Annotated in this window: 9 protein-coding genes and 1 pseudogene; 4 read left to right on the forward strand and 6 right to left on the reverse strand. The window is 63.9% G+C overall.

All coding sequences use genetic code 11. The features are described 5' to 3' along the window. Positions 1–224: pseudogene (locus YUU_RS60770) on the forward strand (IS701 family transposase); the annotation flags it as partial. Positions 225–622: 398 nt separating this feature from the next. On the opposite strand, the gene YUU_RS0144850 reads toward YUU_RS60770, so the two are convergent. The 3 genes from YUU_RS0144850 to YUU_RS0144860 form a co-directional block, all read right to left on the reverse strand. Beyond that, positions 623–1,573, reverse strand: coding sequence for an ABC transporter permease (locus YUU_RS0144850; RefSeq protein WP_027527989.1), 951 nt, complete (start codon positions 1,571–1,573; stop codon positions 623–625). Between the two features lie 6 nt (positions 1,574–1,579). Then, entirely contained in the window at positions 1,580–3,124 is a 1,545-nt protein-coding gene (locus tag YUU_RS0144855) for an ABC transporter substrate-binding protein (protein ID WP_027527990.1), read from the reverse strand. 119 nt (positions 3,125–3,243) lie between these two features. Further along, complete coding sequence (locus YUU_RS0144860) at positions 3,244–4,440, reverse strand: CaiB/BaiF CoA-transferase family protein (RefSeq protein ID WP_027527991.1); 1,197 nt, start codon at positions 4,438–4,440, stop codon at positions 3,244–3,246. A 185-nt stretch (positions 4,441–4,625) separates the two neighbouring features. On the opposite strand from YUU_RS0144860, the gene glgA reads away from it, so the two are divergent. Beyond that, positions 4,626–6,041, forward strand: a complete 1,416-nt coding sequence (gene glgA / locus YUU_RS0144865) for a glycogen synthase GlgA (RefSeq protein WP_035665132.1) — start codon at positions 4,626–4,628, stop codon at positions 6,039–6,041. A gap of 24 nt (positions 6,042–6,065) precedes the next feature. Here glgA and YUU_RS0144870 read toward each other — a convergent pair whose 3' ends face one another. Further along, a complete protein-coding gene (locus tag YUU_RS0144870; RefSeq protein WP_027527993.1) occupies positions 6,066–7,004 on the reverse strand; it encodes an oxygenase MpaB family protein in 939 nt (312 codons plus the stop codon). A 67-nt stretch (positions 7,005–7,071) separates the two neighbouring features. Continuing rightward, on the reverse strand, positions 7,072–8,214 hold the full coding sequence (locus tag YUU_RS0144875) for a patatin-like phospholipase family protein (protein ID WP_027527994.1): 1,143 nt from the start codon (positions 8,212–8,214) through the stop codon (positions 7,072–7,074). A gap of 204 nt (positions 8,215–8,418) precedes the next feature. On the opposite strand from YUU_RS0144875, the gene YUU_RS0144880 reads away from it, so the two are divergent. Continuing rightward, positions 8,419–9,306, forward strand: coding sequence for a LysR family transcriptional regulator (locus YUU_RS0144880; protein WP_027527995.1), 888 nt, complete (start codon positions 8,419–8,421; stop codon positions 9,304–9,306). A 121-nt stretch (positions 9,307–9,427) separates the two neighbouring features. Here the strand turns inward: YUU_RS0144880 and YUU_RS59840 are convergent, their stop codons facing one another. After that, on the reverse strand, positions 9,428–9,613 hold the full coding sequence (locus YUU_RS59840) for a hypothetical protein (RefSeq protein WP_156944924.1): 186 nt from the start codon (positions 9,611–9,613) through the stop codon (positions 9,428–9,430). An 856-nt stretch (positions 9,614–10,469) separates the two neighbouring features. Between YUU_RS59840 and YUU_RS0144890 the strand changes: the two genes are divergently transcribed. Then, positions 10,470–10,759 (forward strand): alpha/beta fold hydrolase (locus YUU_RS0144890; protein ID WP_027525283.1); only part of this gene is annotated, 290 nt, incomplete at its 3' end.

Genomic DNA, 10,759 nt, shown 5'->3' on the forward strand with positions numbered 1-10,759 from the left:
AGCTTGGCCTCGACCACTTCGAAGGGAGATCCTGGACGGGCTTACACCGACACGCCTTGATGACCATGATCGCCTACGCCTTCCTCCAATCCCGCCGCCTTAAAGCAGCGGGACGAAAAAAAAAGAATCGCGGGACCACCGCCACAGCCGAGCATGCCGGCCGTCAGGCAAGCCATCCTCGAGCTCTTCGCTCAGCCTCCACCCCGGCGATGCCCGCACTGTGAGAAACTCCTCGTCGACCCAGGCAAAACTAAACTGCCAGAGTAGTGCTAGCGTCTCGAAGCGGCCGCGGAAGTAACCGGCGAGCAGGCCGAGCCCGCCGCCGACGGCGAGGCCGATCATCGGCGCAAACAGCCCGACCGTCAGCGATACGCGCGCGCCGAAGACCAGGCGCGCGAGCTCGTCGCGGCCGAGGCCATCGGTGCCGAACCAGTGCTCGGCCGAGAACGCGGCTCTGCGCTCCAGCATGTCCATGTCGGTCGGGCTTTGCAGCGGCAGCAGCGGCGCCAGAATCGCGAGCGCAAATACCACGGCGAGCCAGGCGATCGCCATCCAGAACAACAGGCCGAGCCGGCGCCTGCGGCGCACCGGCTCCGGCGCCGCCTCTTCCTGAAGCGAGAGCTCAAGCGTGGCCATGGCGGATCCTGGGATCGAGGACGGCATAGAGCATGTCGACGATGAAGTTCACGATGACGAAACCGGACGCGACCAGCAGCACCACGCCCTGGAGGATGATGAGATCGCGGGTATAGATCGCGCCGACCAGGAGCCGGCCGAGGCCCGGCAGCGCAAAGATCGATTCCACGATCAGCGTGCCGCCGATCAGGCGGCCGATATTGATGCCGGTCACGGTCACCAGCGTCAACGACGAGGGTTTCAGCGCATGCACGAACAGGATGCGCGAGGGCTTCAGGCCTTTGGCCTTGGCTAGCGCGATGTAGTCCTCCTGCAAGGTGGCGATCATGTCGGAGCGCAGCACGCGCATGATGCCCGGCCATTCCGCGAGCGCCAGCGTCAGCGCCGGCAGGACGAAGAAGCGCAGATTGGCGACCGGGTCCTCGGTGAACGGCACGTAGCCGGTCGCCGGCAGCCAGTGCAGCTCCACCGCGAACAGGTAGATCAGGAGGATGGCCGACAGGAATGACGGCACCGACAGCATGGCGAACGCGCCGCCGGTCATGAAGCGATCGAACGGACCGCCGGCGCGCGCGGCGCAAGCGATCGCGAGCGGCACGCCGATCAACAGCCCCAGGAATTCGGCGAGCAGCATCAGCTCGATCGACACCGGCACCCGCTCGGCGACCGCCTGCAACACCGTCTGCCCGGTGCGGAAGGAGCGGCCAAGATCGCCCTGGAGCACGTGGCCGAGCCAGCTCAGGTATCGCCACCACAGTGGCTGATCGAGCCCCATGTCGTGGCGGAGTGCTGCGACCTTCTCCGGCGTCGCCTGGTCACCGAGGATGACGTAAGCGAGATCGCCAGGCAGAAGCGAGGCGATCAGGAAGGTGAGCAGCGAGACGGCAGCCAGCACCGGCAGGAGATGAACGAGGCGCCGAATGACGAAGGCGAGCATTTGCGCTCAGTCCAGCCAGGTGTCGGAGACGTCGATCACTCCATGGTAGATCTTGGGCAGGCCTTTCAGCTTCGCCGTCGATACGGCGTAATAGGTGTTCTGGAACGTCCAGAACCAGATCGCTTCCTTGTTGATCAGACGGGTGATCGCGCAATAGTCCTCGGTACGCTCGGCGACATCGGCGGTCACGCGCGCATGCTCCAGGAGCTTATCGAGCTCCGGGTTTGAATAGTTGGCGAGCGCGACCGGACTGCCGGTGTGGAAATTGGCGAACATCTGCGGGTCGGGATCGGCGAGGTCGATGATGCGCCACGGCGTCAGCTGGAATTGGCGCTGGAACCCACGCGGCGCGATCGTCGCCTGATCGACCTGCTCAAGCTCCATGTTGGCGCCGACATTCTTCCAGAATTGCTGGAGGACTTGGCCGATCGTTCGCCCGCGCGGCGTCGCCGTGACGATCGTCTTGAATTCGACGGGCTTGCCGTAGTCCTGGAGCAACGCCTTGGCCTTCGCAGGGTCGAGCGGCAACGCACCATCGTCCTTGCACTTGACCCATGAGCCTTCGCCGTAGGGATTGGACGCGGGCTTGGCGAGCCCATTGGTGATCGCCTGCGACATCTTCTTGCGGTCGATCGCCATCACGAGGGCCTGCCGCACGCGGACGTCGTCGAATGGCGGCGTCTTGGTGTTGAAGGCATAGACCTGTGCGCCGGAGCCGGTGTAGGCGTGCACGGCGAGCTTCGGGTCCTTCTGCGCCTTCTGGATGTTGTCCGGATCGTACTCGTCATCCCATATGATGTCGGCCTCGCCCGATTGCAGGCTGGCAAAGCGCGACTGCGCATCCGGCAACGGCTTTAAGGTGATGCGGTCGAGATAGGGATGGCCCTTGTTCCAGTAGTCGGGATTCTTCTCCAGCACCATGCGATCGCCGGCGGTCCATGACTTCAGGATGTAGGGGCCGGTGCCGACGGGATTGCGGCTGTAATCGTCGCCCTTGGTTTTCCAGGCGGTCGGCGAATGCACGACATTGTTCGAGCTCTGGACCGCCATCAGCGCCGGCTGATTCACCTGCGGATCGTTGAGATGATAGACGACGGTATATTCGTCCACCGCCTGCACGTCATGGACATAGGCAATGTAGAACGCACACCGGCACTTGTTGGCGGGATCCTTCTGCCGATCGAAATTGGCCTTCACCGCTTCGGCGTTGAACGGCGTGCCATCTTGGAACTTCACACCTTCGCGCAATTTGAAGGTCCACGTCTTGTAGTCGTCGGAATGCGTCCAGGACAATGCGAGCTTCGGCGCCGCCTGCCCCTTGTCGTCGAGAGTAATCAGCGTGTCGAAGATCGCGGCCGCGGCGGTTTCGGCGGAGGTGTCGTAGACACCGACCTTGAGCGGATCGAAGCCGGGAATATCGAGCTCCTGGCCGACGGTGATGCTGCCTCCGGATTTTTGCGCCTGCGCGGGCTGCACCAGCGGAACAATGGCAAATGCCGTGACAAGGAAAATCGGCGCAAGCCTGCGCGCCGCGGCAACTGCGTGCGTCATTGTTCTCTCCCAAAACCTCTCGTCCGGTATGTTCCGGATCCTTGATGACTTCAGGCGAGATTGGCGAGAATCGCTCGCCACGGCAAGAGGAACGCGCGCGAGATCAAACGCCGCAGTGCTTATTGTTGCGCAGCCGTTTTGCCTGACGGAATTAGCGCGTCATCGCCGAGGCCCGCTTCCGCGCAAAGCTCACGCGTGTGCTCGCCGAGCGCTGCGATGCGCTTGCCGGGCGTCGTGTCCGCGCCCGACATCCGGAACGGCAGATTGAGCACCTGGAAGGAGCCACCTTCGTCTTCCACGTCCGACAGCGCCTGGCGGTGCGTGAGCTGCGGATCGCACAATGCCTCGGCGACGGTGCGATAGGCCGAAGCCGGCACGCCCTCGGCACCGAGCTCTGCGAGACATTGCTCCGTCGTGATCTGCCGCGACCAGGCTTCGACGCCGTCCATCAGGTCAGCCCAGTTGTTGCGTCGCACGCCATAGGCGCAGAAGCGCGGGTCGGAGATCCAGTCAGGCCGGTCGATCACCTTCATCAGACTCTGAAAGGTCTTCTCGCTCGCGATGGTGATCATGACGTAGCCGTCGGCGGTCTCGGTCGGACCGAACATCGGACGCGGCGGCGGCTTCACCTCGAATTGCGAGTTCTGCAGCTCTATCACCGTGAGCGTCAGCATCGACTCCAGCATGGAGACGTCGATGTGCTGGCCGAGGCCCGTGACGGTGCGCTGGTACAGCGCCGACGCAACCGCTCCGAAACCATAGGTGCCGGTGACGACGTCGGCATGATAGATGCCGCAATAATCGGGACGGTTGCGGCCGGGCTGGTAGGCAAGATGCGCCATGTCGTAGCCGGAGGCCGCGTGGATCACCGGCGCGTAGGCCGGCAACTCCGCTGACGGGCCGGTCTGGCCGTAGCCCGAGATGGAGCAGTAGATCAGCCTCGGATTGAATGGGCGCAGCGTGTCGTAATCGAGCCGCAGGCGGCGCATCACGCCGGGACGGAAATTCTCGACCAGGATGTCGGCGGTGGCGACGAGGCGCCGCACCGCCTCCTTGCCCTCCTCCGACTTCAGGTCGAGCACCATGCTCTTCTTGCCGACATTGAGCTGGCCGAACACGGTGCTGCAGCCGTTGCGCACCGGCGGGCGCGTCCGCATCGTCTCGCCGCCTTCGGTCTCGATCTTGATCACCTCGGCGCCCATGTCAGCGAGCATCCGCGCGCAATGGGGACCGGCGATGGTGGTCGAAAAATCCAGCACCCGCAGACCGGCGAAGGCCTTTGTCGTCGTCCTCTCATGCTTATCTGCCAGCTGCATTCCCGGAGTCTCCCCTTAGGAACCACGCGCGCTCTTGCTTGTTTGATGCGCCGACCCTAGATGGCGGCGGCCTGGTAGGAAAGTCTTTACCGAACGGCAGCTTCCAGGGGCGGGCTTGGAATTCCGAGGACAATTGGACCCGATCTTGCATAGCAGCAAACGGGCTCGGAAGAGGGCAGCTGTTCTTGAGGGTCTTGTTCGTCACGACAGAGATGGACGACTTTGTCCGCGTCGGCGGACTTGGCGCCGTTTCTGCTGCGCTCCCGAGAGCGCTCCGCCCCTTCGCCGATATCCGGATCATGTTGCCCGGCTATCGCGATATCATCGAACAACTCACGCATATTCAGATCGTTGGCCGCTGTCCGGCGTTTGCGGAGATGCCGGCCTGCACGCTCGGCCGGGCCGCGACGCGCGACGGCCTGCCGGTCTATGTGCTGCTGTGCTCGCAGCTCTACGACCGTCCCGGCAATCCCTATGGCGATGATGCCGGGCGCGACTGGCCCGACAACGACATCCGCTTCGCGCGCTTGGCATCGGCAGCCGCTGAACTTGCGACGGGCAACCTGGACAAGAATTGGGCAGCCGACCTGATCCATGCCAACGACTGGCAGGCCTCGCTCGTGCCGGCCTACCTCGCCTGGCGCGGCTCGAAGGTGCCATCGATCCTGACCATCCATAACCTCGCCTATCAGGGCCTCTTCCCGAAAGAGGCGCTGCGGCGGATCGGCGCACCCGAGAGCTCCTTCCACATCGACGGCGTCGAGTTCTACGATCAATTGTCCTTCCTGAAGGCGGGCCTGGTCTACGCCTCGCATCTGACGACCGTGAGTGCGACCTATGCGCGCGAGATCACCACGTCGGAATTCGGTTGCGGCCTGGAGGGTCTGTTGCGCGCCCGCTCGGAGGCGGCCGAGCTCACCGGCATCCTGAACGGGATCGACGAGAGCTGGGACCCCCGCTATTGCGCGCAGCTCGCCCAGCAATTCGGCGCCGGCGACTGGGCCGGCAAGCGGGCCAACGCGGACTATGTGCGCAAGCAATTCGGGCTCGCGGTGTCGCGCGGGCCGATGTTCGGCATCGTGGCGCGGCTCGTGCATCAGAAAGGCATCGACCTCGTGCTGTCGGCGGCCGACGAGATCATCGATGCCGGCGGGCAGATCGTCGTCACCGGCTCCGGCGAGCCGGCGCTCGAGCAGGCCCTGATCAACGCCCATCGCAGGCGGCCCGACGCGATCGGCGTCGCCATCGGCTTCAACGACGCGCAGGCACGGCGCATCTTTGCCGGCAGCGATTTCACCCTGATGCCCTCGCGCTTCGAGCCCTGCGGACTCAGCCAGATGTACGCCCAGCGCTTCGGCTCGCTGCCGATCGGCCACCAGACCGGTGGCCTTGCGGAAACCATCACCGACGGTGAGACCGGCTTCCTGTTCACGCAGCCGTCCTACGAATCCTTCCTCGGTGGCGTTCGTCGGGCCTTCACGACCTTCATGGCCCAGGAGCGTCTCGACTCCATGCGCCGCACCGCCATGTCGCGGTCGTTCAGCTGGAATATTTCCGCCGCCTGCTACAGCGCGCTGTATCGCAAGATCGCGTCGGCTTGAGGCGGCTTCGCATGTCACGACGGGTCATCCGATCGAAGACCTTCCGATCCAGGCCCTGTTGAGACATCGCGTCATCCAGCCGGGCTGTGGCGTCCCGCGCAGTCGCGCTTGAGCTTCCTGATACGGACCGACATAGCGCAGGCGCGCGGGCAGCCGGGGGTAGATGCGTCGTATCCACTTGAGCGCGCGGTCCGCCGCCCTGCCATCGGCTTCATCACAAGCCAACCCAAAACCCGCGCCCAGTTGCTCCGGCAACATGCGAGCCGTCAGCGCCTGGTACCATTTGGGGGGCCGTAACCAGGGTCTTCCGACGCCCCCGAGAATTTGTCCGGCCACCTCGCGCGCTGCGGTGCCGACGGTCAAAACCTCCGAGCGGGCCATGGCTTCAGTGTAGGCAAGAAAGGATTGCCAATCCGCCGGCAGGTCGCCCGGGGTCAGCCCGAACATCGCTGCGAAAAGCCGGCATTCGGCCCAGTATCGCTCGCGCTCGTCGGCCGAGAGCGGCGGAAAGACGAGATCGTGCGCCATGACCGCGCTCTCGACGAGAGTGGCATGAACCCAACGCAGCGCCGAGACTTCATTGGCACAGTAGTGCGAATTCGCTTCAAACGACCCGATGGCATCTGGCAAGCGGCCGACGATCGCGGCGTGACGCCGATGCAGCTTCCGGGAAGCCGTCAGCGCCTGATCGAGCGAGCCGAATACCATCGTAAACATGACATCGAAGGTTCGGTGGAAGCGACCGATCGGATCGGCGAGCGTCGTGGAGTGCTCGGCGATGGCGGCAGCAACCCATGGGTGCGCCAGTTGAAGCAGCAGCGCACGGCCGGCTCCGAGAAAAATCACGGCCTCTCGGTCAATTCGCCAGGTCAGTGAGGCCGGTCCAAAAATGCCCGCCGTCGATCCAGCTGCCTTGCTCTTGATATGATCGAGCGCAAACTCCAGGTCGTTCTCGGAAATCACTTTGCAACATCCGCTTGGGGCCAATTGCGAAGCTCACGCGGATGAGCCGATGTTGGACTCCGCCGCGCTACTCCGCCGCGACCGGCAGGATATCAGGATTATCGTGCAACACCACGCCCGAGAGCGGATCGAACTCGCCGATCCACGGCGCGCGCGCCAGCACCGATCGCGTATGGAGATAACCTGCGTCCCAGCGCCGCACGATGCCGGACGGGCTGAAGTCGATGTCCTTGGTGTGGGTCTCGCGGTCGAGCTGCGGGGCGAGCAGCCGCACCACATGCATCCGCGTCGGACAGCCATAGCTCGTCAGTTCGCGCACCGCAGGATCGCTGCGATCGCTCTCGGGCAACCGCGCGGCAAGCTGGTTGATGACGTGGCGCAGCCGGTGCGCCTGCTGCTGCCGCGCGATGTGGCTTGCGATCCGGCTGGAATATTGCACGTCCTTGTGACGGTTCAGCACCTCCGCCATCGTGGTCGGTTCGGCGCCGACCGGATTCCACAGATGCACGGCGAAGATCAGCGAGTCCTTGCGCGGATTGTCGTCGAACACGGCTTCCGTCGGCGTATTCGAGAGGATGCCGCCATCCCAGTAGAGCTCGCCGTCGATGCGCACGGCCGGAAAGGCTGGCGGCAGCGCACCCGAGGCCATGACGTGCTTCACCGTCAGATCACCGTCGCGGCTGTCAAAGTAGCGCATCTGGCTGGTGCGGACATGCGCGGCACCGACGGTGAGGCGCGGCGTGCAGCGATTGACGAGGTTAAAGTCGACGAGCTCGCAGAGCGTTCTTTCCAGCGGCGCGGTCGAATAGAAGCCGGCGTGATCGGCGCCCAGCGGGAAGGAGTCGCCGGCATGCGCCAGCGGATTGGGCCGGAAGAAGCCGGGTATACCGTTGGTGATAGTCGACCAGTAGGCGAGCTTCTCGTTGAAGCCCGGAAACGCCGTGCGCAGGTTCCAGACCGGATTCTGCTCCATCCGCTTCCAGAACTCCATCAGCCGCGACAACCGCTCCCGCGGCGCATTACCGGCAATCAGGCTGGCGTTGATCGCCCCGATCGAGGTGCCGATGATCCAGTCCGGCTCGATGCCGGCCTCGTGCAGCGCCTGGTAGACGCCGGCCTGGTAGGAGCCGAGCGCGCCGCCGCCCTGGAGCACAAGCACGACCTGACCGGGCAGGTCTCTCGACTTGATGCGCTGCGTCATATCTTGCATGTGTCGCCTCCCATCGTGCTGGCACTGCTCGAATATTCGTCAGGCACGGCGCGATTGTTACGCCATGCCCTTGTGACCAATTGCCGAACACAACGGAAATGCCGGTTGGCTTCCGAAACCATACGCTCGCGCTATCGCCGGCAGGATGTCATTCCCCGCCCTGATCGGCTAGATTCCTGCTCGATCTTGCCGGGGAGCCGATCCATGGAAATGCACCAGGTCCGCTATTTCCTCGCGGTGGCGCAGCTTTTGAATTTCACGCGCGCGGCCGAGGAGTGCAACGTGACGCAGCCCTCGCTGACCCGCGCCATCAAGCAGCTCGAAGCCGAGCTCGGCGGAGATCTGTTCCGGCGCGAACGGCCGGCGGCGCAATTGACCGAGCTCGGCCAGCGCATGCATCCGCTGCTCAAACAGTGCTACGAGGCCGCGGCCGGCGCGCGCTCGCTCGCTTCATCCTTCAAGAGCGGCGAGATCGGCGCTCTGCGCATCGCGCTGACGCATTCGATCGATCTCGCGCTGCTCATTCCGCATCTCAACCAGATCAAGCGGCAGTTCAACCGGCTCGAATTCCGCTTCCTGCGCGGCTCGAGCCGCGAGGTCGGCGAATTCCTCAAGAAGGGCGAGGCCGAGCTCGGCATCGCCGCCGAGATCGACGAAGCCTGGGAGCGGCTCGACGTCTGGCCGCTATTTACCGAAAAATTCGAGCTCGTGATCGGCAAGGGTCACCCGCTCGCCGAGCGCAGCACGATCGAGTTCGACGATCTGCGCTCCGAGCAGCTGCTCAGCCGAAGCTACTGCGAGCACGTCACGCGTATCTCGGCAAGCCTGCGCGAGCATGGCGTCGACGTCGATCACAGCCACGAGATTTCGAGCGAGCGCGATCTGATCGAGCTGGTCGAGGCCGATATCGGCCTCGCCATGGTGCCGCACACCTCGCCGGTGCCGGAGAGCCTCAAGCGCACGTCGGTGGCCGGGCTCGATGCACGCCGCACCGTCAACCTCTACGGCGTCGCCGGCCGCCAGCGAACCGCGGTGGCCTCCGCCGTCATGCGCATGCTACGCGGCGCGGATTGGCGGGAGATTGCGGGGTAGCGAATGCATCTCGCGCTCTTACCCTCTCCACTTGTTGTGGAGGGTGGCTCGCCGCGCATGCTCCGCTAGCGCCTTAGGGCCGCAAGGTTTTTTGCGGCCCTTTGCTTTTCCACCAGTGAAGTTACGCGGGCGCCTGCTGCTCGCCCTCGGCTGGTGGCGGCTCGGCCACGGGCTCGGCCGGGGCCTCGACCGGCTCCGAAGAAACGGCGGTCTTCTGCTCGGGCGTGGCCTCGACGGCCGGGCTGGGCATCGGCTCTGGGGTTGGCTCCGCGCTCGGGGTGGTCTGATCGGGCTCGTCTGGTGCCATGGGTATTTACCTCCCTTGGTAGGTGAGCTTTGTTGGACAGTGTTGTGGATTTGGACTTCTCGATTAGTGACGCGCCGCCCAAACGGGTGGCGCGGAAGTGGTCGCGTGCCCACGGAGCAGGCAAGTCCTCAATGTGTCAGCTAAAGCACAATGCGACCCTGCCCGCATTATCGTACGTTTAGCCGCGCTGCGATTTTCGGGGCTCAACGTGAATGCGACTGTCCTGCATCGGCCTTGTGCAACAGTCCGAAGTAGTCGTGGTTACACGTCCGCACATGGTCCATCGCGTACCAAGGTTTCTTAGGAACCTTGCTTGTGGCCTTTTGTTAGCCAGAATGAAGAGACCCCGAGAATATCTCAAGCGGGCTAAGCGCTGCAGAGAGCTAAAAGACCAAGCACAAGACAACGTGTCTCGCAACCAGCTTGCGACCCTTGAATATAGTTACCTTACGTTGGCCGAAAGCTCCCAAGTGCTTCGCCGCGCGATAAGGCTGCAGAAGGCATTAGAAAGGCACCACCGCAGGTAAGGCCGTCTCAGTTGGCGACCTCTTTCGTTTCGGAACGTCACCTGTCGGCCCAGCACGTCATTTCGCCGCGATGCGGAAGTTGGTCGCTATCGGGACAGAGCGGACTTTGCGGCGCGCTCGTCCCCGCAACTGCAACCACGAATTTTCTCGCGGCAGATTTCCTCGAAGGGCGCGGTCGCGCGTACCCCACTTTTCTCACGCGCCCCAGAGGACCCGGAGCTCATGCGGGGTCCTCCGTCGCGTCCAGCTAGCCTTTGTCTTCCATGTGGTTTTCGTGCGGCTCGTGGTATCGTTCTCGGTACGGACACCTCCACGTGCGGGGGGCAGCCATGGTCGAATATCCTGCCAAACGCATCGACTACCGCGAGCAAGGATCGGGGCCGACCATTCTTTTCGTGCCCGGCTCATGGAGTACGGGAGCGCTGTGGCGTGGTGTGATCGCTCTCTTAGGAGATAGCTTTCGGGCGGTGACAACGAGCCTGCTCGGTTATGGCGACACCGAAGAGCGCCGCAGCCCGGACGACATTTCTATCGAACGGGAGATCGACATCGTCGAGGCCGTCATCCAGCGCACCAACAGCGCTGTCCACCTCGTTGGGCATTCGTGGGGTGCCACGGT

Origin of the sequence: Bradyrhizobium sp. Ec3.3 (genome assembly GCF_000472925.1) — a bacterium.
Classification (GTDB): domain Bacteria; phylum Pseudomonadota; class Alphaproteobacteria; order Rhizobiales; family Xanthobacteraceae; genus Bradyrhizobium.